The sequence below is a fragment of the Streptomyces sp. NPDC006296 genome, from assembly GCF_040613235.1.
In the GTDB taxonomy this organism is placed as follows: domain Bacteria; phylum Actinomycetota; class Actinomycetes; order Streptomycetales; family Streptomycetaceae; genus Streptomyces.
In genome coordinates this window covers 40,284-63,081 of the sequence record NZ_JBEXRT010000039.1, presented here as the reverse complement: position 1 = coordinate 63,081, position 22,798 = coordinate 40,284, and the positions used below count along the sequence as shown (strand labels likewise).

Genomic DNA, 22,798 nt, shown 5'->3' with positions numbered 1-22,798 from the left:
CCCGTGACGGGCCCGCTCCGGCACCGGCTCCGCTCAGCCCGCCGCTCCGTGCCGGACGGCCCAGAGGGCGGCCTGGGTCCGGTCCGACAGGTCGAGCTTCATCAGGATGTTGGAGACGTGGGTCTTCACGGTCTTCTCCGACAGGACCAGCGCCCGGGCGATCTCGCGGTTGGAGCGGCCGTCGGCGATCAGTCCGAGCACCTCCCGCTCCCGCTCGGTCAGGGTGCTCCCCCGCCCCGTGCCGGTGCCCGTGTCGTCCTGGGCCAGCAGCGCCCCCGCGACCTCGGGCTGGAGCAGGACGTGCCCCGCGTGCACGGAGCGGATGGCACCGGCGAGGGCGTCCGGGTCCACGTCCTTGTAGACGTAGCCCGACGCTCCCGCCCGGAGCGCGGGCACGACCGTGCGCTGCTCGGTGAAGCTGGTGACGATCAGCACCTTGGCGGGGTTCTCCAGCTCCCTGAGCCTGCGCAGCGCCTCGATGCCGTCCGTGCCGGGCATCTTGACGTCCATCAGGACGACGTCGGGACGCAGCTCCTCGGTCCGGGCGACGCCCTCGGCCCCGTCCGAGGCCTCCCCGACGACCTCGATGTCGTCCTGGACCTCCAGGAACGTGCGCAGCCCCCGGCGGACCACCTGGTGGTCGTCGACGAGCAGCACCTTGATGACCCTGTCAGCCACAGGGGACCTCCATCCGGATCGTGGTTCCCCTGCCGGGCCCGGACTCGACGGTGAGCCGGCCGCCGACGCCGCCGGCCCGGTGCCGCATCGAGACGAGGCCCAGGTGCCGGCCCGCGCGCCTGATCTCGTGCGGGTCGAAGCCGCAGCCGTCGTCGGTGATCAGCAGCACGGTGGCCGCGGTGTGCCGGGCGAGGCCGACGGTGACGCGGGCGGCGCCGGAGTGGCGCAGGGCGTTGTGCAGGGCTTCCTGGGCGACCCGGAGCATGGCCTCCTCCTGGGCGGAGGGCAGGGCGCGCACCCCGGCGCTCTCGAAGGTGACCCGGGCGCTGTGGGCCCGGTCCAGGACCTGGACCTGGGTGCGGAGCGTGGCGACCAGGCCGTCCTCCTCCAGGGCCGCGGGGCGCAGCTCGACGACGGCCGCGCGCAGCTCGTCCACCGCCTCCCCGGCCAGTGCGGCGACCTGCTGGAGCTCGCCCTTGGCGCGCGCCGGGTCGCGGTCGACGAGTGCCGCGGCGGCCTGGGCGGTGAGCCGGAGCGAGAAGAGCTTCTGGCTGACGGCGTCGTGCAGCTCGTGGGCGAGCCGGGAGCGCTCCTCGGCGATGGTGAGCTCGCGGCTGCGTTCGTGGAGCCGGGCGTTGGTGAGGGCGATGGCCGCGTGCTGGGCGAGGATCGCCAGGAGTTCCTCGTCCTCCTCGGTGAATCCGCAGCTCCCCGTGGGCCCGGGGCTGCGCTTGTCGGCGAGGAAGAGGGCGCCGATGGTCTCGTCGCCGTCCTGGATGGGCAGACCGAGGAAGTCGGACATGTCGGGGTGGGCGTCGGGCCATCCCTCGAACCGGGGGTCCCGGCGGACGTCGGCGAGGCGCTGGGGCTTCGCCTCGTGAAGCATCGCCGCGAGGATGCCGTGCTGGCGGGGCAGCGGTCCGATGGCCTTCCACTGTTCGTCGCTGACCCCGTCGACGACGAACCGGGCGAAGCCGCCGTGGTCGTCCGGCACCCCGAGGGCGGCGTACTCGGCGTCGAGGAGCTCCCGGGCCGAGGCGACGATCGTCGTGAGGACGTCCCCCATGTCCTGGTGCCGGTTCATGGCGAGCAGCGCGGCGCTGACCGCGGCGAGGCCCGACGGGGGGCGATGACTCATGCGCTCACCGTACCGGCGGCGCCGGACGGTCGTATCGGGCTGTGGGCTCCCCCCGTACGGGACCTCGGGCCTAGGCCGAAGTGCCCCGGGCGGTTGCGGCGGGCGGACGAGGCGGCGGGGCCGGGCGGATTCCTACGGTGACGGCATCAGCACTCCGGAGGTTCGAGGGGATGGGTGTCATGCCGGTCGCGGTGGTCACGGGTGGTTCGAAGGGGCTGGGGCGCGCGCTGGGCGCGGCCCTCGCGGGGCGGGGCTGGGACCTGGTGCTGGGCGCCAGGTCGGCGGCGGCGGTCCGCTCGGCGGCGGCGGAGCTGGGCGTGCGCCACGGCACCCGTGCCGTGGCCGTGGCGGGGGACGTCACGGATCCGGCGCACCGCGCGGCGCTGGTGGCGGCCGCCGGGGAGCTGGGCGGTCTCGACCTGCTGGTGAGCAACGCGAGCGCGCTGGGCGCCGAACCGCTGGTCCGGCTGGAGGAGCTGTCTCCGGAGGGGCTGCGGCGGGCGCTGGAGACGAACGTGGTCGCGGCGCTCGGGCTCGTGCGGGAGGCGCTGCCGATGCTGCGGGCCTCGGCGGCCGGGGCGGTGGTGACGGTGAGTTCGGACGCCGCCACCGGGGCGTACGCGACGTGGGGCGGGTACGGGGCGTCGAAGGCCGCGCTCGACCGGCTGGCCGCGGTGCTGGGGGTGGAGGAGCCGGGGCTGCGCGTGTGGGCGGTGGACCCGGGCGACATGGCGACGGACCTCTACGCGGCGGCCGTCCCGGACGACACCGGTCCCCGTCCGAGCCCGGAGAGCGTGGTGCCCGCCTTCGTGCGGCTGCTGGAGCTGCGTCCGGCCAGTGGCAGGTACACGGCCTCCGCGCTGCTGGACCTGGGCCGGGGAGCGGGGCGATGACCGCGCCGTACGCGCTTCGGGTGCCTCCGGAGCTGTCGGCGCGGGTGCCGGCCGAGCAGCGGGGCTCGGGGCGCGACGACGTGCGGCTGCTGGTGTCGCGGGGCGGCGGGGTGGCGCACCGCGTCTTCCGGGAGCTGCCCGGGGAGCTGCGGCCCGGGGACGTCCTGGTGGTCAACACGTCGATGACGCTGGCGGCCGCGGTGTCCGGGCGGCTGGGCGGCGAACGGGTCGTCGTGCACTTCTCGACCCGGGGCGGGGACGGGCGGTGGGCGGTGGAGCTGCGCCGGCCGGACGGGGCGGGCACCACCGGGCCGCGCCCCGGGGGCCCGGCGGGGGCGGTGGTCCGGCTCCCGGGCGGGGACGCGCTGGTCCTGGAGGAGCCGCTGGGGCCCGGCGGGGTGCGCGGCTCTGGTGGGCCCGGGTGCCGAGGGACGTGCCCGGGCTGCTGGAGCGGCACGGCCGGCCGATCCGGTACGCGTACACGGAACGGGACCAGCCGCTGTCGGCCTACCGGACGGTGTTCGCCGTGCCGGCGCCCGACGGGAGCGGGTCGGCGGAGATGCCGAGTGCGGCGAGGCCGTTCACGGCGGGTCTGGTGGCGGAGCTGGTGAGCCGGGGGGTGCAGTTCGCGCCGCTGACGCTGCACACGGGAGTGGCCTCGGCCGAGGTGCACGAGCCGCCCTACCCGGAGCGCTTCGAGGTGCCCCGCCCGACGGCGCGGCTGGTCAACGCGGCCCGGGCGGGCGGGGGCAGGGTGATCGCCGTGGGGACGACGGCGGTGCGGGCCCTGGAGTCGGCGGCCGGGGAGGACGGGGTGGTGCGGGCCGCCGCGGGCTGGACGGATCTGGTGGTGACGCCGCGACGGGGGGTGCGGGTGGTGGACGGGCTGCTGACCGGGCTGCACGAGCCGGAGGCCTCGCACCTGCTGATGCTGGAGGCGGTCGCGGGGCGGGAGGCGCTGCGGCGGGCCTACGCCGAGGCGCTGGAGCGGCGGTACCGGTGGCACGAGTTCGGGGACTCCCACCTCATCCTGCCCGGAAAATCCCTTACACTCCGCATCGCGTAAGCAACTATTCGTACATGCGAAGGGGTCCCGGTGTGAGCCGAGGCATAGGGCCCACGTCACTTACGAAGAAGGATAGTTTGACCAAAACGGGCAATACGGCTGGGTTCAAACCGGACAAGGAGGTATGAACGAGACCCCCTTCCACTAGGGAGCTTCGTACGTCACACCTTTGCCAGGCCATTTTGCTGGCGCTAAGAATTGCAGCTGTCCCCGACGGAGATGCCCCCGGCTCTTCCGTCCGCGTCCTCGCCGAGGACCCCTGCTATTCGAAGAGGTACGACTGTATGTCCGTGTCCCGCATCTCCAGCCGTAGCCGTCGTCTCAACAAGACGCAGAAGCTCTCCGTCGCGGGGGTCTCGACCCTGGCCGCCGCCGCACTCGCCTTCTCGCTCGTCCCGGACGACGCTTCGGCCACCGCCGAGCCGCAGGCCGCACCGGCCGCCGCGCCGGTCGCCTACACCGGCTCGCAGACGCAGGGCCTCAAGGCCACCGGCCTGGGGCAGAACACCACGGCCGAGCGGCTGGTCAAGACCGCCGACGCGGCCAAGGCCAAGGAAGCGGCCGCGAAGAAGAAGGCCGAGGCCAAGAGCAAGGCCGCCGCGAAGGCGAAGGCCGACGCGAAGAAGCGTTCCGCCAAGAAGGCCAGCCGCGCCGCCGACCGCAAGCCGGTCTACGCGAACAACCTGGACGGCTGGATACGCGAGGCGCTCTCGATCATGCACAAGAAGAACATCCCCGGTTCGTACGAGGGTCTGCACCGCAACATCATCCGCGAGTCCAGCGGCAACCCGCGTGCGATCAACAACTGGGACATCAACGCGATCAACGGCGTCCCGTCGAAGGGCCTGCTGCAGGTCATCAAGCCGACCTTCGACTTCTACCACGTCAAGGGCACCAAGCACGACCAGTACGACCCGGTCGCCAACATCACCGCCGCGGCCAACTACGCCGCCGACAAGTACGGCTCGATCGACAACGTCAACAGCGCGTACTGAGCCTCGCACCGAGCGGACCCGGTACAGCGGCCCGCCGGTCCGCAGCGTCGCGTGACCGGCCGGCACATGCCGAAGGGCGGCACCCCACGGGGTTGCCGCCCTCGGGCGTTTCCGGGACCGGACGGCCCCGGCGGCGCTACTTGCGCATCACCTCGGGCTCGTGGCGGCGCAGCATGCGCGAGACCGCGAAGAAGAGGACGCCGCTCATGACGAGCATGACCGCGATGTCGATCCCCCACTGGCCGGCCGTGTGCTCCCAGAGCGGGTCGAGGTCGGTCGGGTTCTCGGGGTCCCACGGCGGCATCAGGTGGGCGAGGTCCAGCGTGGTGCCCGCCGCCGCCACGGCCCAGCGCGACGGCATCAGCCAGGCGAACTGCTCCAGGCCCGGCGAACCGTAGACCTGGAAGAGCACCCCGGTGAACACGACCTGGACGATGGCGAACATGACCAGCAGCGGCATGGTCTTCTCGGCCGTCTTCACCAGCGCGGAGATCAGCAGGCCGACCATCATCGAGGTGAAGCCGAGCACGATGATCGACAGGCAGATCTCCACGGCGGGGGGCATGAACAGGCCCTCCTCCGGCAGCTTGCGGGTGGAGAAGCCGATCCCGCAGATGATCACGCCCTGGAAGGCGGTGATCACGCCGAGGACGATCACCTTGGACAGCAGATAGGCGGAACGGGAGAGGCCGGTGGCCCGTTCCCGTTCGTAGATCACCCGCTCCTTGATCAGTTCTCGTACGGAGTTGGCGGCCGCCGCGAAGCACATGCCGACCGCCAGGATCAGCATGATCGTTCCGGCCTTGCCGTTGAACTTGGAGGGCGGTTCGGGCTCCGCCAGGCCGAACTCCGCCGGGATGACCACGCTCACCACGCCGAGCACGGCCGGCAGGAGCACCATCAGGAGCAGGAAGCCCTTGTCGGAGGCGATCACCGAGAGGTAGCGGCGCATCAGCGTCCACAGCTGCGCCATCCAGCCCGAGGGCTTCGGCGGGCGGATCTGCTGGGGCGAGGGCATGTGCACGGGCTGCGCGGCGACGGCGTCGATGTCCGCGGCGTACATCTGGTAGTGCTGGGAGCCGCGCCAGCGGCCCGCCCAGTCGTAGTCGCGGTAGTTCTCGAACGCGGAGAAGACGTCGGCCCAGGTGGTGTAGCCGAAGAAGTTCAGGGCCTCCTCGGGGGGCCCGAAGTAGGCGACGGACCCACCGGGCGCCATGACCAGGAGCTTGTCGCAGATGGCCAGCTCGGCCACGGAGTGGGTGACCACCAGGACCGTGCGGCCGTCGTCGGCGAGACCGCGCAGCAGCTGCATGACGTCGCGGTCCATGCCCGGGTCGAGGCCCGAGGTCGGTTCGTCGAGGAATATCAGCGACGGCTTGGTCAGCAGCTCCAGGGCGACCGAGACGCGCTTGCGCTGTCCGCCGGAGAGCGAGGTGATCTTCTTGTCCTTGTGGATGTCGAGCTTCAGCTCGGCGAGGACCTCGTGGATCCGGGCGGTGCGTTCGGTCTCGGTGGTGTCCGCGGGGAAGCGCAGCTTGGCCGCGTACCGCAGGGCCCGGGTGACCGTGAGCTCCTTGTGCAGGATGTCGTCCTGCGGCACCAGGCCGATGCGCTGCCGGAGCTCGGCGAACTGCTTGTACAGGTTCCGGTTGTCGTAGAGGACGTCCCCCTGGTTGGCGGGCCGGTAGCCGGTGAGCGCCTTGAGCAGGGTGGACTTGCCGGAGCCCGAGGGGCCGATGACAGCGATCAGGGACTTCTCCGGTACGCCGAAGGACACGTCCTTCAGGATGTCCTTGCCCCCGTCGACCGTCACCGTCAGGTGGCGGGCCGAGAACGAGACCTCACCGGTGTCGACGAACTCTTCCAGCCGGTCCCCGACCAGCCGGAAGGTCGAGTGGCCGACGCCGACGATGTCCTGCGGCCCGATGAGCGCGGTGCCGGACTTGCTGAGCGGCTGGCCGTTGACGTACGTGCCGTTGTGGGACCCGAGGTCGCGGATCTCGAACCGGCCGTCGGGGGTCGCGCGGAACTCGGCGTGCAGACGCGAGACCTGGAGGTCGGACACGACCAGCTCGTTCTCCAGCGCACGGCCGATGCGCATGACGCGGCCGAGGTCCAGCTGGTGGAACGTGGTCGGGCTGCGGTCCCCGTGCGCGGGCGGCGCACCCGCCGCACCGCCGGACGCCCCGCCCCGGTTCTGCTGGTGCGGGACCGGGGGCTGCTGCGCCTGCTGCCAGGCCGCGTGCTGCTGCGGGGCCTGCTGCTGTGCGGGGGCGGGCCAGCCCGCGGCCCCCTGCTGCGGCTGCTGTACCGGGGCCTGCTGCGGGTACTGCGCGGGCGAGGCCTGCCGGGCTCCCGCCGCCTGCCCGCCGGGCGCTCCCGCACCGGCGGGTGCGGTGAGATTCAGCCGCGGTCCGTCGGTGGCGTTGCCCAGACGGACCGACGTCCCCGCGGCGATCTCCGCCTGCTGGACGCGCCCGCCCTGGACGTAGGTGCCGTTCGTGCTGCCGTGGTCCTCGATGGACCAGCCCCGGCCGTTCCAGCTGATCGTGGCATGCCGCCACGACACCCTGGCGTCGTCGATCGTCACGTCCCCCTGCGGATCCCGTCCGAGGGTGTACGACCTGGACGGATCGAGCGACCAGGTCCTTCCATTCATTTCCAGTACGAGTTCCGGCACTCCGCGCCCCACCTAGTCGTCCCCCGAGTCGCTCCCGCTGCGGGGAGCCTAGGGATGCTGAACATCGTGGGGAACTATTCCAGGAGCGGTCCCGTAACGGAAAGCCGGGCGGCGTGAAGACCGCGCGCAGGCCTCCCGGCACCGCTGCCGACTCGGGAGAAATGGGTCCGGAGCATCCCATCCGGCCACTCGCGTCCCGGGTGCACGGCACCGCAGAGATCCGGCCATGTGCTGTCCGCGACTCGGAACGGCCTCGGAACCGGGCGCCGTCGACCTATACGGTGGGAGCACCATGAGCGCATCTCAGCCACTTCGGTCTCCTGAGTCCCCCGAGCCCCCTCCGGGCGCGGACGCCCCCACGCTTCTCGTCAAGATCTTCGGGAAGGACCGGCCGGGTCTCACCGCCGGTCTCTTCGACACGCTGGCCGCCTATGCGGTGGACGTCGTGGACATCGAGCAGGTCGTCACCCGTGGCCGCATCGTCCTGTGCGTCCTGGTGACCTCGCCGGAGCCCGGTGGCACGACCGAGGGCGATCTGCGGGCGACCGTGCACAGCTGGGCGGAGTCCCTGAAGCTCCAGGCCGAGATCATCTCGGGCACGGGCGACAACCGCCCCCGCGGTGACGGCCGTTCCCATGTGACGGTGCTCGGACACCCGCTCACCGCCGAGTCGACGGCGGCCATAGCGGCCCGGATCACCTCCAGCGGCGGCAACATCGACCGCATCTTCCGCCTGGCGAAGTATCCCGTCACGGCCGTGGAGTTCGCGGTGTCCGGCACCGCGACCGAGACGCTGCGGACCGCTCTGGCGACGGAGGCCGCCGGCATCGGCGTCGACATCGCCGTCGTGTCGGCCGGGCTGAGCCGCCGGGCCCAGCGGCTGGTCGTCATGGACGTCGACTCGACGCTCATCCAGGACGAGGTCATCGAGCTCTTCGCGGCCCATGCGGGCTGCGAGGCCGAGGTCGCCTCGGTGACCGAGCAGGCGATGCGCGGGGAGCTCGACTTCGAGCAGTCCCTGCACGCGCGGGTGGCGCTGCTGGCCGGGCTGGACGTGTCGGTGGTGGAGAAGGTGCGGACCGAGGTCCGGCTGACTCCCGGCGCCCGCACCCTCATCAGGACCCTGAAGCGGCTCGGCTACCAGGTGGGCGTGGTCTCGGGGGGCTTCACCCAGGTCACGGACGACCTGCAGGAGCGTCTCGGGCTCGACTTCGCCTCGGCCAACACGCTGGAGATCGCCGACGGCAAGCTCACCGGCCGGGTCGTGGGCGACATCGTGGACCGGGCGGGCAAGGCCCGGCTGCTGCGGCGGTTCGCGGAGCAGGCGGGCGTGCCGCTGGCCCAGACCGTGGCGATCGGGGACGGCGCGAACGATCTGGACATGCTGAACACGGCCGGCCTGGGCGTCGCCTTCAACGCGAAGCCGGTCGTCCGGGAGGCCGCGCACACCGCGGTGAACGTCCCGTTCCTCGACACGGTGCTGTACCTGCTCGGGATCACCCGCGAAGAGGTCGAGGCCGCCGACGGCCTGGTGGACTGACCGCGGGGTACGACGCATGAAGGGGCGCCGGCGCACAGGATGTGCCGGCGCCCCTTCGTGCCGTGGTGCTCAGCCGTTCGGCGTCCAGTAGTCGACGAGCTCGCCCACCCCGTGCTCCAGGCTCTTCCAGGGGCCGGAGAACTCGACGACGGCGAAGGCGGCGGTGGGGAATCCGTCCTTGGTCATCCGGGCGAGCGCGTCGCCCCGGGCCTTGCCGGAGAGCGCGTCCGCGGCCGCGTGCATACCGGGGTTGTGGGCGACGACCAGCAGATTCCGCACGTCGTCGGGCGTCTCGCCGAACAGGGCGATCAGTTCGCCGAGGGAGGCCTCGTAGAGCCTCTCCTCGTACACCGTCCTGGGGCGCTGCGCGAACTCGTGGACCGCGAGCTTCCAGGTCTCCCGGGTCCTGGTGGCGGTCGAGCACAGAGCGAGGTCGAAGACGGTCCCCGAGTCGGCCAGTCTGCGGCCGGCGACGGGGGCGTCCTTCCTCCCCCGCTCGGCCAGCGGCCGCTCGTGGTCGGACTCCTGCGACCATTCCGCCTTTGCGTGCCTGAGAAGAACGATTCTGCGAGGTGTGTCGGCGCTCATACACCTCAGCTTCGCACGGATCGCGCCGCCGGGCGCAGGGTGTTGACATGCTCGCCGACAAGGCCTTCCGTGCCGGTCAGGCGCCGAGCAGGGCCAGGACGTGCGCGAGCAGGCGCCCGGCCACGGGGTCCCCGGAGGCGGCCCGGGCGGGGCCGGGCTCCACGATCAGCAGCAGGAGCGCGGCGAAGGCCAGGGCGGGCAGCGTGACCGCCCACCACGGCAGCCGGACCGCGGCGGCGTCCGGGACGGGGCGGTGGGTCCGGGTGTGCGTACGGGCCGGCATGTCCGCCTCCGTGGGTCCTCGGCTGGGTCACCCCGAACCTACGGGCCCGCCGGTGGCCGTCCTATCCGGCGCACCACCCACTCGACCCTGAAACCGACCCCCTAAGGGCTGTCCCGTGATCGCCGGCGGACCGGCGCGCGGCGCCGGACGCGGTGCGTCGCACGGCGCAGCAGCGCCGGCACACCGGACGTGTCCGGGCGCACGGCGACGCGCCGTGGCCGTCGTCGCGCGCCCGCCGGGACGACCCCGGGGGTGGGGTCAGGGCGAGGCGATCGTGGCGATCACACCGATGACCACGGAGATGAGAAGCATCGTCCCGAACACGAGGAGGAGCTTCTTCTGACCGTTCTGGGGATTCGGATCGAGCACTGGCATGGGCACAGTCTCGCACCTCAGCATTCGTCCTCGACCGTCCGGTCCCGTCCCGCGAGGACGCCCGCGATCGTCTGGGGCACGAGGAGGGCCGCCATGAGGGTGAGCGGCAGGCCCCAGCCCCCGCTGTGCTGGTAGAGCACTCCGACCAGCAGCGGGCCGGGGATCGAGATCAGGTAGCCGGTGGACTGCGCGAACGCCGAGAGCCTGACCACGCCCGCTCCGGTGCGCGAGCGCATCCCGATCATGGTGAGGGCGAGCGGGAAGGCGCAGTTGGCGACGCCCAGCAGCAGCGCCCAGACCCAGGCGCCGCCGGCCGGGGCCACGTAGAGGCCCGCGTAGCCGAGGAGGCCGCACCCGCTGAGGACCAGGACGATCGGGCCCTGGGTCCGCAGCCGGGTGGCGACCCGGGGGATGACGAAGGCGAGCGGGACGCCCATGGCCATGATCACGGCGAGCAGCACACCCGAGGTACCGGCCGAGAGCCCCGCGTCCCGGAAGATCTGCGGCATCCAGCCCATGCTGATGTACGCGGCCGTGGCCTGGAGCCCGAAGAAGCAGGCGAGCGCCCAGGACGTACGGCTGCGGGTGATCCGGAGCGCGGGCGGCGCAGGGGTCCCCGCGGCCTGCCCGGACGTGTCGCGGCGGTCCTTCAGGAACGGGATCCAGGGCACGACGGCGACCACGGCCAGGGCCGCCCAGATCCCCAGCCCGGCCTTCCAGCTGCCGCCCAGGGCGTCCGTGAGGGGGACGGTGAGAGCGGCGGCGAGGGCGGTGCCGAGGGCCAGCGCCATCGAGTAGAGGCCGGTCATGGTGCCGACCCGGTCGGGGAACCAGCGCTTGACGATGACGGGCATCAGGACGTTGCTGACCGCGATGCCCATGAGCGCGAGGGCGCTGGCCGCGAGGAACCCGGCGGTGCCTCCCGCGAAGGGGCGCAGCAGCAGGCCGGCGGCGATGGCCGCCATGCCCGCGCAGACGACGGCGCTGGGGCCGAACCGGCGGGCCAGCCGCGGCGCCATGAAGCCGAACAGCGCGAAGCACAGCGGGGGGACGGAGGTCAGGACCCCGGCGATGCTGCCGCTCATGTGCAGCCCGTCCCGGACCTCTTCGAGGAGCGGTCCGAGACTGGTGATGGCGGGCCGGAGGTTGAGCGCCGCGAGGACCAGGCCGACGGTCGCGATCCGCAGCACCCAGGGGGACGGTCCGGGCTCCTCCCTCTCGGGCACCGGGGTGCCGGGAGCGGCGGCGGAGGGGCTGAGGGTCGGGGTCTCGTCGTGACGCATGAGACCCATCATAGAATCATGGGATGATTGGCTGTCCACTTCCGTTCTCCTCCTGAGACACTCGGGGGGACGTCCGACGGGCCCGCACCTCCCGGACCACCCCTTCCGGAACACGAGCAAGGAGCACCATGGCTCTGACGTCCACACGGCGTTCGGCTCTCGCCGACCAGGTGATCGCCCAGCTGAGGAACCAGATCACCGCGGGCGAGTGGCCCGTGGGCTCGCGGATCCCCACCGAGCCCGAGTTGGTCGAACAGCTCGGCGTCGCCCGGAACACGGTGCGCGAGGCGGTGCGCGCCCTGGCGCACAACGGGCTGCTCGACATCCGCCAGGGCTCTGGGACGTACGTGGTCGCGACCAGCGAGCTGGCCGGGGTGATGCACCGCCGCTTCGCGGACGCCGACCCCCGGCACGTCGCCGAGCTGCGCTCCACGCTGGAGTCCTCGGCCGCCCGGCTCGCCGCCCTGCGGCGCACGGACCGGGACCTGCGGCAGCTGGACGCGCTGATGGCGCGCCGCGAGGCGGCCTGGTCCTCCGGTGACGCGGAGGCGTTCGTGGCGGCCGACGCCACCCTGCACCTCGCCGTGGTGGCCGCCTCGCACAACGACGTGCTGACCGAGCTCTACGCCGACCTGAACGACCTGCTGCGCGACTACCTGCGCGACGACGTGGGCCCGGAGCTGCGGCCGGAGGCGCACATGGACCACGCGCGGCTCGTCGAGGCCATCCGGGCGGGCGACGCGGAGACGGCCGCGACGGAGGCCGCCGCCCACGCCCTGAACTGTCTGCGGGAACGCGTCTGAACCGTACGCGGGAGCGCGCGTCCGAACCGTCCGGGGGAGGCGCGTCCGAGCGGCCTGCGGGAGCGCGTCCGAGCGGGCCCCTCAGGATGCCGAGTGGCTGACCCAGGCCGAGTCGACTTCTTTCCAGCAGCGGTCCTCCAGCCTGACCGTCCGCCCGGGCTGCACCGCGACCGCGGCGGCGTCGGCGTCGACGTCCCACCACCGCGCGCACTCGGTGTGGAGCCGGACGAGATCGGTGGTGGGGTACGGGTTGTGGCAGAACGCGACCACCCGGGACCCCTCGACCGTCGTACGGCACTCCGCGCCCGAGGGTTCCGGCTCCGGCGCGAGGGGCGCCGCCGCGACGGGCGCCCGGCCGGCGGCGTTCACGGCCACCGGGGCGAGGAACCCCGCGACGACGGCCGCCGTGGCGAGCACGGCCCAGGTGCGGCGACGTGTGGAGCGCACAACGGTCTCCTCCCCGCGGCCCGACCAGAAGTCCGGTTCCCTGACATTCTGCGGTGGAACGGCCGGGTTTTCGACTTGAGCGCGGCAGGAGCCCGCGGCCGCGTACGACGGCCGGGTTCTCGGCCTGCGCGCGGAGAGCCCCCGGACACGCACGACGGCCGCGTCCCCGGCGAAGGGGACGCGGCCGTCGTGGACCGTGTGCGGTCAGGCGCCCATCATGTGCACGCCGCCGTCGACGTGGATGATCTCGCCCGTCGTCTTCGGGAAGAAGTCGGAGAGGAGCGCGACGACCCCGCGGCCGGCCGGCTCCGGGTCCGTCATGTCCCACTCCAGCGGGGAGCGGTGGTTCCAGACGTCCGCGAGCTCGCCGAAGCCCGGGATGGACTTGGCGGCCATGGAGCCCAGCGGCCCCGCCGAGATCAGGTTGCAGCGGATGCTGTCCTTGCCCAGGTCACGGGCGAGGTAGCGGGAGGTGGCCTCCAGCGCGGCCTTGGCCGGGCCCATCCAGTCGTACTGGGGCCAGGCGAACTGCGCGTCGAAGGTGAGACCGACGATCGAGCCGCCCTCGGCCATCAGGGGCTTGCAGGCCATGGCGAGCGACTTCAGCGAGAACGCCGAGACGTGCATCGCGGTGGCGACCGACTCGAAGGGCGTGTTCAGGAAGTTGCCGCCGAGCGCGTCCTGCGGCGCGAAGCCGATGGAGTGCACGACGCCGTCCAGCGATCCCAGCTCGTCCTTGACCAGGCCGGCGAGCCGGTCCAGGTGCTCGGCGTCGGTGACGTCGAGCTCGAGGACCTTGACGGGCTTCGGAAGCTTCTTGGCGATCCGCTCGGTCAGCGTCGGCCGGGGGAAGGCCGTCAGGATGACCTCGGCGCCCTGCTCCTGGGCCACCTTCGCGGTGTGGAAGGCGATGGACGACTCCATCAGCACCCCCGTGATGAGGATGCGCTTGCCGTCGAGAATTCCGCTCATGGTGATCAGTGACCCATGCCCAATCCGCCGTCAACGGGGATGACGGCTCCAGTGATGTACGACGCGTCGTCGGACGCGAGGAAGCGCACCGCGGCGGCGATCTCGGCCGGCTGCGCGTAGCGGCCGAGCGGCACCTGGGACACGATCCCCTGGCGCTGCTCCTCGGTGAGCGCCTGGGTCATGTCGGTGTCGACGAATCCGGGTGCGACGACGTTGAACGTGATGTTCCGCGAGCCGAGCTCACGGGCCAGCGACCGGGCGAAGCCGACCAGGCCCGCCTTCGACGCCGCGTAGTTGGCCTGCCCAGCCGAACCGAGGAGGCCGACCACGGAGGAGATCAGGACGACCCGGCCCTTCTTGGCGCGCAGCATCGCGCGGTTCGCGCGCTTGACGACGCGGAAGGTGCCGGTGAGGTTGGTGTCGAGCACGGACGCGAAGTCCTCCTCGGACATCCGCATCAGCAACTGGTCCTTGGTGATGCCGGCGTTGGCGACCAGCACCTCCACGGGACCGTGCTTCTCCTCGATCTCCTTGTAGGCCTGCTCCACCTGCTCGGTGTCGGTGATGTCGCACCGGACCGCGAGGACACCCGCCTCGGTGAGCGCCTGCGGCGGCTCCCCCGAGCGGTAGGTGACGGCGACCTGGTCGCCGTTGTCGGCGAAGGCGCGGGCGATGGCGAGGCCGATGCCCCGGTTTCCTCCGGTGACGAGAACCGAGCGGCTCAACGGATCACCCTTTCCTTGGCGGTCTTGGTACTCCGAAAACCTATCGGTACCACCCCTCGACCAAGGAATCGGCCTCTGACAGCGCCGCCGGGCCGCGACTGTCGGGTCCCTACAGAACAGTCGGGCGGTGCGGGTGACGGGTCAGTCGAGGGCGACGGGCGTGGTCGGTCCCACCGCGCCGTTCACCGTGACCAGCAGCAGGTCCCCGACGGTCGCGCCGGACCCGAGGCCCAGTTCCGAAACGGGCCTTGATCCCGGGATCTCCCGCGCCGCGACCGGCATGAGGTGCAGCTCGTTATTGTCGCCCTGGAACGCGAGCATGACGTAGGTCTCGTCCTCACGGATCTTCGACGCCACAGCGCTGAGCCGGTCCGGCAGCACGGCGCAGACCACGGTCAACCGCTGGCGTTGCGCCCGGGGAAACGCGGAAATCATCTGCAGCAGGCCGGGAGCCGACAGTGTTCCTTCCAGCAGCCGCGCCACACCCGCCCGGTCAGGCCGGCGTTCGTCCTCGCACGCGTGGACGAACCGCACGATCGGCAGGCCGTCGTCGAGCACCTGCTGCCAGCGAGGCAGCATGAAGTCGATATGAAGGGCGTCCTCGCGGGTCGCTCCCGCATCACCGACAGGCTCGCCGATACCGGTCAGCCAGGCGTTGATCTCGGCCCATCGCCAGACGAGTGAGCGCCCGACCGTGCCTTCAGGGTCCGGGAACGGCCCGGCGTCCGTCCGGCGCTCGCCATTCACCCATTGAAGGACGTTCTGCCGACTGCGGCCCGTCCTCTCGGCGATGTCCGGCACGCCGACCAGGTCGGGATCGAGTCGCAGCAGCCTCAACCGGGGCAGGGCGCTTCTCAGCCGCACGACGAGGCGGTGCGCGGCGTCGATAGCACTGTCCCCGGTTTCGGACAGGTCCAGCAGGTGCTTGTCCCTGTGCCGGGTGAGCAGGCCGTCGAACTCGTCGAAGATCACGCCGACTGCCAGGTCGTCGTCCACGCTGATGCCGTCCACGACGAACAGAAACTCGTACTCCATCTCGCCCTTGACCCCCTTGGCCGTGCTGTCACATGCCTCCGCGCCAGGGTTCGCCACCCCTGCGAGGGCAGACTTACCCAGTCCCCATACGTTGTCAAACGACAACGCCCCTCAAAGGGCACGGCGCGGATCGCCCTCAGGGAGTGGACAGAGCTTCGCGCGCCGCGCGAGACGACGCGCCGCGCGCCCCGGGTTCTCCGGTGTCCCCGGAACCGAAACGGTGAGACAGCCGCCTCCGGCGCAGGGGCAGTACAGCCGCCCCCAGTGCCCCTCCTTGCGCAATACCCAGCCATCAGCGACGAGCAGCTTGAGGACCACACGGATCTCTTTGTACTGGTGGTCCGCCGGCGACAACTCTCTCCCGACCATGCACCGTCTCCCCACCCCTTGGCCGTGCCGTCACGCGACGTCAACTCGGCGTGACCGAGAGACTACCCCCGGAGACCGACAACCGACGAAATCGCATGTCAATGCAGCAATTGCGAGCGTTTTCGATCGACGGCGACGCGGTGACGGCGCGCGGCGGATCCGCCCGCCGGCGTACGGACCGGGAAGGCCATGGCCGCCCGGAGGCCCTCCGTTACATGGTTCACTCCGAGGTACTCAGAGAGAAGGGAAGCCCTTCGTGGCCCACGAGGTAGATCAGTCGTTCCTGGCCCTGCCGCTGCGTGCGCTCGCCGACGCGGCGCTCGCCCGCGCCCGTGCGCTCGGCGCCGTGCACGCGGACTTCCGGTTCGAGCGGGTGCGCGGCGCGGCCTGGCGGCTGCGGGACGCCCGGCCCGCCGGCACGTCGGACACCACGGACACCGGGTACGCGGTCCGGGTGGTGCACGGCGGGGCCTGGGGCTTCGCCTCCGGCGTGGACCTGACGATGGACGCGGCGGCGCGGGTGGCCTCGCAGGCCGTCGCGATGGCGAAGCTGTCGGCCGAGGTGATCGCGGCGGCGGGCTCCGACGAGCGGGTGGAGCTGGCGGACGAGCCGGTGCACGGGGAGCGGACCTGGGTGTCGGCGTACGAACGCGACCCCTTCGAGGTGCCGGACGCCGAGAAGGCCGGGCTGCTCGCCGAGTGGAGCGCGCGGCTGCTGGCGGCCGACGGGGTCGCCCACGTGGACGCCTCCCTGATGACGGTCCACGAGAACAAGTTCTACGCGGACACCGCCGGCACCGTCACCACCCAGCAGCGGGTGCGGGTCCATCCGCAGGTGACCGCCGTGGCCGTGGACGGCGGGACCGGCGAGTTCGACTCGATGCGGACGATCGCCCCGCCGGCGGGCCGGGGCTGGGAGTACCTCACGGGCACCGGCTGGGACTGGGACGCCGAGCTGGAGCGCATCCCCGGCCTGCTGGCCGAGAAGATGCGGGCGCCGAGCGTCGGGGCGGGCACGTACGACCTGGTGGTCGACCCGTCCAACCTGTGGCTGACCATCCACGAGTCGATCGGCCACGCCACCGAGCTGGACCGGGCGCTGGGCTACGAGGCGGCCTACGCGGGCACCTCGTTCGCGACGTTCGACCAGCTCGGGAAGCTGGCCTACGGCTCCCCCGTGATGAACGTGACCGGCGACCGCACCGCCGAGCACGGGCTCGCGACCGTCGGGTACGACGACGAGGGCGTCGAGGCGCAGTCCTGGGACCTGATCAAGGACGGCACGCTGGTCGGCTACCAGACGGACCGGCGGATCGCGAAGCTGACGGGTCTGGGCCGGTCCAACGGGTGCGCGTACGCGGACTCGCCGGGCCACGTCCCCGTGCAGCGCATGGCGAACGTGTCGCTTCAGCCGGATCCGGGCGGGCTGTCGACCGAGGACCTGATCGGCGGGGTGGAGCGCGGGATCTATGTGGTCGGCGACCGGTCATGGTCGATCGACATGCAGCGGCACAACTTCCAGTTCACCGGCCAACGGTTCTTCCGGATCGAGAACGGCAGGCTGGCGGGCCAGCTGAGGGACGTCGCCTACCAGGCGACGACCACGGAGTTCTGGGGCTCGATGGAGAAGGTCGGCGGACCGCAGACCTACGTCCTGGGCGGCGCGTTCAACTGCGGCAAGGCCCAGCCCGCTCAGGTCGCGGCCGTGTCGCACGGCTGCCCCTCCGCCCTCTTCCGGGGCGTGAACATCCTCAACACGACGCAGGAGGCCGGGCGATGAGCCGCGTCAGCAAGCCGTACGAGATCGTCGAGCGGGCACTGGAGCTGACCACCGCCGACGGCTGCGTGGTCATCGCGGACGAGAGCACCTCCGCGAACCTGCGCTGGGCCGGCAACACGCTCACCACGAACGGGGTGACCCGGGGGCGGACGCTCACCGTCGTCGCGACGGTGGACGGCGCGGAGGGGACGGCGTCCGGTGTGGTGTCCCGCTCGGCCGTCACCGCCGACGACCTGGAACCGCTCGTGCGGGCGGCCGAGGCCGCCGCGCGGGGCGCAGGACCGGCCGAGGACGCGCAGCCGCTGGTGTCCGGGATCCCCGCGTCCGCCGACTTCACGGAACCGCCGGCCGGGACCGGATCCGAGGTCTTCGCCGACTTCGCCCCGGCCCTCGGCGACGCCTTCGCACGGGCCAGGGCGGGCGGCCGTGAGCTGTACGGCTTCGCGCACCACGAGATGACCTCCACCTACCTGGGGTCGTCGACCGGGGTGCGGCTGCGCCACGACCAGCCGAACGGGACCCTGGAGCTGAACGCCAAGTCCCCCGACCGGACCCGGTCGGCCTGGGCGGGCCGGGCGACCCGGGACTTCAAGGACGTCGACCCGGCGGCGCTGGACGCGGAGCTCGCCCGGCGGCTCGGCTGGGCCGAGCGCCGGATCGAGCTGCCGGCCGGCCGCTACGAGACCCTGCTCCCGCCGACGGCGGTGGCGGACCTGCTGATCTACCAGTACTGGTCGGCCTCGGCCCGGGACGCCGCGGAGGGCCGTACGGTCTTCTCCCGGCCGGGCGGCGGGACCCGGGTCGGGGAGCGGCTCTCGGAGCTGCCGCTGACCCTGCGCAGCGACCCGTACGAGCCGGGGCTGGAGTCGGCTCCGTTCGTGGTCGCCCACGCGTCCGGGGACGGCGGCTCGGTCTTCGACAACGGGCTGCCGCTGGCGCCGACGGACTGGATCGCGGGCGGCCGGCTGGAGCGGCTGACGACCACCCGGCACTCGGCGGGGCTGACCGGTCTTCCGGTGGCCCCGGCGATGGACAACCTCGTCCTGGACGGCGGCGGTGAGCGGTCCCTGGACGAGATGGTGGCCGCCACGACCGGCCGGGCGCTGCTCCTGACGTGCCTCTGGTACATCCGGGAGGTGGATCCGGCGACGCTGCTGCTGACCGGGCTGACCCGGGACGGCGTCTATCTGGTGGAGGACGGGGAGGTGCTCGGCGAGGTGAACAACTTCCGGTTCAACGAGTCGCCGGTGGGGCTGCTGTCCCGGGCCTCGGAGGCGGGCCGTACGGAGAGGACGCTGCCGCGCGAGTGGGGCGACTACTTCACCCGGGCCGCGATGCCCGCGCTGCGCGTCCCGGATTTCCACATGAGCTCGGTGAGCCGGGGGGTGTGACCCCCATAGACTGACCGGACAACCGATCGAACCGGCAGCACCAGTCGAACCCCAGAGGAGAGAAACGACCGTGACGGACATCGTCGACGAGCTGAAGTGGCGCGGGCTGTTCGCCCAGTCCACCGACGAGGACGCACTGCGCAAGGCTCTCGCGGACGGCCCGGTCACCTTCTATTGCGGCTTCGACCCGACCGCGGCGAGCCTGCACGTGGGCCATCTCGTGCAGGTGCTCACCATGCGACGGCTCCAGCTCGCCGGGCTGAGGCCGCTCGCCCTGGTGGGCGGGGCGACCGGTCAGATCGGCGACCCGCGGCCGACCGCGGAGCGCACGCTGAACGACCCGGAGACCATCGCCGCCTGGGTCCAGCGGCTCCGCGGGCAGATCGAGCCCTTCCTCACCTTCGAGGGCCCGAACGCCGCCACGATGGTGAACAACCTGGACTGGACCGCGGGCCTCTCCGCGATCGAGTTCCTGCGGGACATCGGCAAGCACTTCCGGGTCAACAAGATGCTGACGAAGGACTCGGTGGCCCGCCGGCTGGAGTCGCAGGAGGGCATCAGCTACACGGAGTTCAGCTACCAGCTCCTCCAGGGCATGGACTTCCTGGAGCTGTACCGGCGCCACGGCTGCACCCTCCAGCAGGGCGGCAGCGACCAGTGGGGCAACCTCACGGCGGGGATCGACCTGATCCACCGCCTGGAGCCGGGTGCGGCCGTGCACGCGCTGGCCACCCCGCTGATGGTGAAGGCGGACGGGACCAAGTTCGGGAAGTCCGAGAGCGGTGCCGTCTGGCTCGACCCGGAGATGACGACGCCGTACGCGTTCTACCAGTTCTGGCTGAACGTCGACGACCGGGACATCTCGACGTACATGCGCATCCTCAGCTTCCGGAGCCGTGAGGAGCTCGAGGAGCTGGAGAAGCTCACCGAGGAGCGTCCGCAGGCGCGGTCGGCGCAGCGGTCGCTGGCCGAGGAGCTGACGACGCTGGTGCACGGCGGGGAGCAGTGCGCGGCGGTCATCGCGGCGTCGAAGGCGCTGTTCGGCCAGGGCGATCTCGGTGAGCTGGACGCGTCGACGCTGGGTGCCGCGCTGTCCGAGGTGCCGCACGCCCGGGTGACCGAGCTGGGTCCGGTGGTGGACCTGCTGGTCGAGGTCGGGCTGTCCGCCAGCAAGTCGGCGGCGCGGCGGACGGTCAAGGAGGGCGGGGCCTACGTGAACAACGTGAAGGTCACGGACGGCGAGAGCGCTCCGGACGCGGGCGAGCTGCTGCACGGGCGCTGGCTGGTGCTGCGCCGGGGCAAGAAGAACCTGGCCGCCGTCGAGGTCACGGCGGGCTGACACCCCCGAGGACGCGCCGCGGCCGGTCACACAGGACGTGTGACCGGCCGCGGCGCTCCCGGCTCCGGATCAGGTTCTCCGGCCGGTGTTCCTGTTCCCTCTGATCGACTGCCAGACCATGTCGCCGACCCCGACGACGGCGACCGCTCCGATCAGCTGCAGCAGGTGACGGATCCAGTCGATCCCCTTGGTGTCGTTGACGCCGATCCAGGTGGCGACGGCATTGCCGAGGATGCTGCCCAGGATGCCGAACACCACCGTCAGCCAGAGGGGGATGTTCTGCTTCCCCGGCAGGATCGCCCGGGCGAGAACACCCAGCACCAGACCTACGATGATTGCCCACAACCAGCCCATATCGCCTCCTCGTGCGGCGCGGTGTGCGCGCGTCCGCCCAGTCTCGGCGCGAGGGACGTACGCCGCATGCCGGACAGGTCCGTACGAGGAACAGCGGTACGAATCCGCCGGGGCGGGTGCGCCCCGGTCCGATGCGCCGCGGGTGCCGGGCGTACCGTGGGAGCGGCGCCGTCCGGCGAAGTCCGGCACAGAGATCTGGTGGTGGAATCACGATGCGCAAGCAGAGCGGCCCGGAGGTCTTCCGGATCACGGGGGCCCGGCAGGGCCTCGCCGACGATGTGCGCGGCCGGCAGCGGCGCTACATCATCTCGATGTCCGTGCGCACCGTCTCGGTGGTACTGGCCGCGACCTTGTGGAACGTGGAGCGGCACGTGGCCGTGGTGGCGCTGGCGCTGGGGGTGCTGCTCCCCTATGTCGCGGTGGTCATCGCCAACGCCGGGCGGGAGAACGCCCCTTCGCTCCCCACGACGTTCGTGCCCGCGCCGATGCGGCCGGCGCTCGGCGCGGCCCCGGCGGAGTCGGCCGCGGAGTCCGGTCCGGCCGGCGGTGCCGCGGAGTCGCGCCCGGCGGACTGAGCGGGGGGCTTCGCGGGGCCGTCAAAAGCTCAGATCAATCATGACGATCCGGTGCCTCGGACCCCGGGGCCCGTGCCATACTTCGTGAGCGCTCCGCATCCCCCGTCGGAGCGACGGACCGACGCCGGGCAGCTCCCCCCGTGGCTGCCCGGCGTCGCCATTCTCCGGCGGGGATGCGCCGCGGGGACCGCCGGTGCGAGCGCTTAGGGTTGAGGTCGTGAACTTCCCCGACTCCCCCGCCGAGAGCGCCGCCGGCGCACCCGTCTGTTCAGCCAAGGGCTGCCGTGCCGATGCCGTGTGGGTGCTCGCCTGGAACAACCCGAAGCTGCACACCCCGGAGCGCCGCAAGACCTGGCTGGCGTGCGACGGGCACCGGGAGCACCTGTCCTCGTTCCTCGGTGTGCGCGGCTTCCTGAAGGACGTGGTGGCGCTGGCGGAGTGGGAGTCCTCAGCCGCCGATCGCTGACATCGGGCGGTCGGGCTGCAGGAAGGACGGGTCGTCGAGTCCGGAGCCCGGCTTCTTGCCCCACATCGCGACCTTCCAGATGCGGGCGATCTCCTCGTCCGGGGCGCCGGAGCGCAGGGCGCCGCGCAGGTCCGTCTCCTCGCGGGCGAAGAGACAGGTGCGGACCTGCCCGTCGGCGGTGAGCCGGGTGCGGTCGCAGGCGTGGCAGAAGGGCCTGGTCACGGAGGCGATGACGCCGACGCGGTGGGGTCCGCCGTCCACGGTCCAGCGCTCGGCGGGGGCGGAGCCGCGCTCCCCGTCGTCCTCGGCGGTGAGGGTGAAGCGGGTGCGCAGCGAGGCGAGTATGTCCCCGGCCGTGATCATGCCGTCGCGCTTCCAGCCGTGCTGGGCGTCGAGCGGCATCTGCTCGATGAAGCGGAGCTCGTAGGCGTTCTCCACGGCCCAGGCCAGCAGCTCGGGGGCCTCGTCGTCGTTGAGGCCGGGCATGAGGACGGAGTTGACCTTGACCGGGGTGAGTCCCGCTTCGCGGGCGGCCCGGAGTCCTTCGATGACGTCCTTGTGCCGGTCGCGGCGGGTGAGCGTCTTGAACACGTCGGGGCGCAGGGTGTCCAGGGAGACGTTGACCCGGTCCAGGCCGGCCGCCTCCAGTGCGGCTGCGGTGCGTCCGAGCCCGATGCCGTTGGTCGTGAGGGACATCCGGGGGCGCGGCTCCAGGGCCGCGCAGCGCTCGACGATGGAGACGAGGCCGGGGCGCAGCAGCGGCTCGCCGCCGGTGAAGCGGACCTCCGTGACGCCGAGCGCGGTGACCGCGATCCGGACGAGCCGGACGATCTCGTCGTCGCTGAGCAGATCCGTGCGGGAGAGCCACTGCAGGCCCTCCTCGGGCATGCAGTAGGTGCAGCGGAGATTGCACTTGTCGGTCAGCGAGACACGCAGGTCGGTGGCGACCCGGCCGTGGGTGTCGATGAGCACTGTGGGCCTCCCCCGGTGGTGTGTGGTGTCCGCTGGTCGCGGTCCGGTCCC

Annotated in this window: 22 protein-coding genes and 1 pseudogene; 10 read left to right on the top strand and 13 right to left on the bottom strand. The window is 72.0% G+C overall.

Going from position 1 to position 22,798, the window contains the following annotated elements; genetic code table 11:
* Nucleotides 1-33: 33 nt before the first annotated feature.
* Complete coding sequence (locus ABZ172_RS24095; protein WP_356886289.1) at nucleotides 34-678, bottom strand: response regulator transcription factor; 645 nt, start codon at nucleotides 676-678, stop codon at nucleotides 34-36.
* The gene (locus tag ABZ172_RS24090; RefSeq protein ID WP_356886287.1) at nucleotides 671-1,816 is read right to left on the bottom strand and encodes a GAF domain-containing sensor histidine kinase; all 1,146 of its coding nucleotides are present in this window, start codon (nucleotides 1,814-1,816) and stop codon (nucleotides 671-673) included. The genes ABZ172_RS24095 and ABZ172_RS24090 overlap by 8 nt, the downstream gene beginning before the upstream one ends.
* Before the next feature lie 179 nt (nucleotides 1,817-1,995).
* Between ABZ172_RS24090 and ABZ172_RS24085 the strand changes: the two genes are divergently transcribed.
* The 3 genes and pseudogenes from ABZ172_RS24085 to ABZ172_RS24075 all read left to right on the top strand — a co-directional run bounded on the left by ABZ172_RS24085 (nucleotide 1,996) and on the right by ABZ172_RS24075 (nucleotide 4,770).
* Nucleotides 1,996-2,709 carry an SDR family oxidoreductase gene (locus ABZ172_RS24085; protein WP_356886307.1) on the top strand — a complete coding sequence of 238 codons (714 nt, stop codon included), beginning with the start codon at nucleotides 1,996-1,998 and terminating at the stop codon, nucleotides 2,707-2,709.
* Nucleotides 2,706-3,745 (top strand): annotated as a pseudogene (locus tag ABZ172_RS24080) (S-adenosylmethionine:tRNA ribosyltransferase-isomerase); the annotation flags it as partial. The gene ABZ172_RS24085 and the pseudogene ABZ172_RS24080, both read left to right, overlap by 4 nt.
* Before the next feature lie 314 nt (nucleotides 3,746-4,059).
* Entirely contained in the window at nucleotides 4,060-4,770 is a 711-nt protein-coding gene (locus tag ABZ172_RS24075; protein ID WP_356886285.1) for a transglycosylase SLT domain-containing protein, read from the top strand.
* 136 nt (nucleotides 4,771-4,906) lie between these two features.
* Here the strand turns inward: ABZ172_RS24075 and ABZ172_RS24070 are convergent, their stop codons facing one another.
* On the bottom strand, nucleotides 4,907-7,462 hold the full coding sequence (locus tag ABZ172_RS24070) for an FHA domain-containing protein (RefSeq protein ID WP_356886283.1): 2,556 nt from the start codon (nucleotides 7,460-7,462) through the stop codon (nucleotides 4,907-4,909).
* 280 nt (nucleotides 7,463-7,742) lie between these two features.
* On the opposite strand from ABZ172_RS24070, the gene serB reads away from it, so the two are divergent.
* Nucleotides 7,743-8,990, top strand: a complete 1,248-nt coding sequence (serB, locus tag ABZ172_RS24065; RefSeq protein WP_356886281.1) for a phosphoserine phosphatase SerB — start codon at nucleotides 7,743-7,745, stop codon at nucleotides 8,988-8,990.
* Between the two features lie 69 nt (nucleotides 8,991-9,059).
* Here serB and ABZ172_RS24060 read toward each other — a convergent pair whose 3' ends face one another.
* The 4 genes from ABZ172_RS24060 to ABZ172_RS24045 form a co-directional block, all read right to left on the bottom strand.
* Entirely contained in the window at nucleotides 9,060-9,578 is a 519-nt protein-coding gene (locus tag ABZ172_RS24060) for a histidine phosphatase family protein (protein ID WP_356886279.1), read from the bottom strand.
* A 76-nt stretch (nucleotides 9,579-9,654) separates the two neighbouring features.
* Nucleotides 9,655-9,861 (bottom strand): hypothetical protein, encoded by a 207-nt coding sequence (locus tag ABZ172_RS24055; protein ID WP_356886277.1) that lies wholly within the window; start codon nucleotides 9,859-9,861, stop codon nucleotides 9,655-9,657.
* Nucleotides 9,862-10,119: 258 nt separating this feature from the next.
* Nucleotides 10,120-10,236, bottom strand: a complete 117-nt coding sequence (locus ABZ172_RS24050; RefSeq protein ID WP_086010434.1) for an SGM_5486 family transporter-associated protein — start codon at nucleotides 10,234-10,236, stop codon at nucleotides 10,120-10,122.
* Between the two features lie 17 nt (nucleotides 10,237-10,253).
* Nucleotides 10,254-11,528, bottom strand: coding sequence for a CynX/NimT family MFS transporter (locus ABZ172_RS24045; RefSeq protein ID WP_356886305.1), 1,275 nt, complete (start codon nucleotides 11,526-11,528; stop codon nucleotides 10,254-10,256).
* A 119-nt stretch (nucleotides 11,529-11,647) separates the two neighbouring features.
* Between ABZ172_RS24045 and ABZ172_RS24040 the strand changes: the two genes are divergently transcribed.
* A complete protein-coding gene (locus ABZ172_RS24040) occupies nucleotides 11,648-12,322 on the top strand; it encodes a FadR/GntR family transcriptional regulator (RefSeq protein WP_356886275.1) in 675 nt (224 codons plus the stop codon).
* 81 nt (nucleotides 12,323-12,403) lie between these two features.
* Here ABZ172_RS24040 and ABZ172_RS24035 read toward each other — a convergent pair whose 3' ends face one another.
* The 4 genes from ABZ172_RS24035 to ABZ172_RS24020 form a co-directional block, all read right to left on the bottom strand.
* Nucleotides 12,404-12,769, bottom strand: a complete 366-nt coding sequence (locus tag ABZ172_RS24035; protein ID WP_356886273.1) for a hypothetical protein — start codon at nucleotides 12,767-12,769, stop codon at nucleotides 12,404-12,406.
* A gap of 204 nt (nucleotides 12,770-12,973) precedes the next feature.
* Nucleotides 12,974-13,741: an enoyl-ACP reductase FabI gene (gene fabI / locus ABZ172_RS24030; protein ID WP_356886271.1), complete on the bottom strand. Its 768-nt coding sequence runs from the start codon at nucleotides 13,739-13,741 to the stop codon at nucleotides 12,974-12,976.
* A 5-nt stretch (nucleotides 13,742-13,746) separates the two neighbouring features.
* Complete coding sequence (fabG, locus tag ABZ172_RS24025) at nucleotides 13,747-14,466, bottom strand: 3-oxoacyl-[acyl-carrier-protein] reductase (protein WP_356886269.1); 720 nt, start codon at nucleotides 14,464-14,466, stop codon at nucleotides 13,747-13,749.
* A gap of 141 nt (nucleotides 14,467-14,607) precedes the next feature.
* Complete coding sequence (locus tag ABZ172_RS24020) at nucleotides 14,608-15,501, bottom strand: hypothetical protein (protein WP_356886267.1); 894 nt, start codon at nucleotides 15,499-15,501, stop codon at nucleotides 14,608-14,610.
* A gap of 625 nt (nucleotides 15,502-16,126) precedes the next feature.
* Between ABZ172_RS24020 and ABZ172_RS24015 the strand changes: the two genes are divergently transcribed.
* The 3 genes from ABZ172_RS24015 (at nucleotide 16,127) to tyrS (ending at nucleotide 20,380) form a co-directional block, all read left to right on the top strand.
* On the top strand, nucleotides 16,127-17,650 hold the full coding sequence (locus tag ABZ172_RS24015; RefSeq protein ID WP_356886265.1) for a TldD/PmbA family protein: 1,524 nt from the start codon (nucleotides 16,127-16,129) through the stop codon (nucleotides 17,648-17,650).
* On the top strand, nucleotides 17,647-19,041 hold the full coding sequence (locus ABZ172_RS24010) for a metallopeptidase TldD-related protein (RefSeq protein ID WP_356886263.1): 1,395 nt from the start codon (nucleotides 17,647-17,649) through the stop codon (nucleotides 19,039-19,041). Before ABZ172_RS24015 ends, ABZ172_RS24010 begins: the two co-directional genes overlap by 4 nt.
* Before the next feature lie 70 nt (nucleotides 19,042-19,111).
* Nucleotides 19,112-20,380 carry a tyrosine--tRNA ligase gene (gene tyrS, locus ABZ172_RS24005; protein WP_356886261.1) on the top strand — a complete coding sequence of 423 codons (1,269 nt, stop codon included), beginning with the start codon at nucleotides 19,112-19,114 and terminating at the stop codon, nucleotides 20,378-20,380.
* Between the two features lie 69 nt (nucleotides 20,381-20,449).
* Here the strand turns inward: tyrS and ABZ172_RS24000 are convergent, their stop codons facing one another.
* On the bottom strand, nucleotides 20,450-20,734 hold the full coding sequence (locus tag ABZ172_RS24000; protein ID WP_356886259.1) for a GlsB/YeaQ/YmgE family stress response membrane protein: 285 nt from the start codon (nucleotides 20,732-20,734) through the stop codon (nucleotides 20,450-20,452).
* Nucleotides 20,735-20,946: 212 nt separating this feature from the next.
* On the opposite strand from ABZ172_RS24000, the gene ABZ172_RS23995 reads away from it, so the two are divergent.
* Together ABZ172_RS23995 and ABZ172_RS23990 are read left to right on the top strand one after the other, a co-directional pair.
* On the top strand, nucleotides 20,947-21,309 hold the full coding sequence (locus tag ABZ172_RS23995) for a DUF3099 domain-containing protein (RefSeq protein ID WP_356886257.1): 363 nt from the start codon (nucleotides 20,947-20,949) through the stop codon (nucleotides 21,307-21,309).
* Between the two features lie 217 nt (nucleotides 21,310-21,526).
* Nucleotides 21,527-21,775, top strand: coding sequence for a hypothetical protein (locus ABZ172_RS23990; RefSeq protein WP_356886255.1), 249 nt, complete (start codon nucleotides 21,527-21,529; stop codon nucleotides 21,773-21,775).
* Here the strand turns inward: ABZ172_RS23990 and moaA are convergent.
* Nucleotides 21,758-22,747 (bottom strand): GTP 3',8-cyclase MoaA, encoded by a 990-nt coding sequence (moaA, locus tag ABZ172_RS23985; RefSeq protein ID WP_356886253.1) that lies wholly within the window; start codon nucleotides 22,745-22,747, stop codon nucleotides 21,758-21,760. The genes ABZ172_RS23990 and moaA overlap by 18 nt on opposite strands.
* Nucleotides 22,748-22,798 lie beyond the last annotated feature (51 nt).

Excerpts from the sequence above, each read along its gene's own strand:
- ABZ172_RS24090 (WP_356886287.1), bottom strand. The coding sequence starts at position 1,816 with ATGAGTCATCGCCCCCCGTCGGGCCTCGCCGCGGTCAGCGCCGCGCTG.
- ABZ172_RS24085 (WP_356886307.1), top strand. The coding sequence starts at position 1,996 with ATGCCGGTCGCGGTGGTCACGGGTGGTTCGAAGGGGCTGGGGCGCGCG.
- ABZ172_RS24075 (WP_356886285.1), top strand. The coding sequence starts at position 4,060 with ATGTCCGTGTCCCGCATCTCCAGCCGTAGCCGTCGTCTCAACAAGACG.
- serB (WP_356886281.1), top strand. The coding sequence starts at position 7,743 with ATGAGCGCATCTCAGCCACTTCGGTCTCCTGAGTCCCCCGAGCCCCCT.
- ABZ172_RS24060 (WP_356886279.1), bottom strand. The coding sequence starts at position 9,578 with ATGAGCGCCGACACACCTCGCAGAATCGTTCTTCTCAGGCACGCAAAG.
- ABZ172_RS24055 (WP_356886277.1), bottom strand. The coding sequence starts at position 9,861 with ATGCCGGCCCGTACGCACACCCGGACCCACCGCCCCGTCCCGGACGCC.
- ABZ172_RS24050 (WP_086010434.1), bottom strand. The coding sequence starts at position 10,236 with ATGCCAGTGCTCGATCCGAATCCCCAGAACGGTCAGAAGAAGCTCCTC.
- ABZ172_RS24045 (WP_356886305.1), bottom strand. The coding sequence starts at position 11,528 with ATGGGTCTCATGCGTCACGACGAGACCCCGACCCTCAGCCCCTCCGCC.
- ABZ172_RS24040 (WP_356886275.1), top strand. The coding sequence starts at position 11,648 with ATGGCTCTGACGTCCACACGGCGTTCGGCTCTCGCCGACCAGGTGATC.
- fabI (WP_356886271.1), bottom strand. The coding sequence starts at position 13,741 with ATGAGCGGAATTCTCGACGGCAAGCGCATCCTCATCACGGGGGTGCTG.
- ABZ172_RS24020 (WP_356886267.1), bottom strand. The coding sequence starts at position 15,501 with ATGGAGTACGAGTTTCTGTTCGTCGTGGACGGCATCAGCGTGGACGAC.
- ABZ172_RS24010 (WP_356886263.1), top strand. The coding sequence starts at position 17,647 with ATGAGCCGCGTCAGCAAGCCGTACGAGATCGTCGAGCGGGCACTGGAG.
- ABZ172_RS24000 (WP_356886259.1), bottom strand. The coding sequence starts at position 20,734 with ATGGGCTGGTTGTGGGCAATCATCGTAGGTCTGGTGCTGGGTGTTCTC.
- ABZ172_RS23995 (WP_356886257.1), top strand. The coding sequence starts at position 20,947 with ATGCGCAAGCAGAGCGGCCCGGAGGTCTTCCGGATCACGGGGGCCCGG.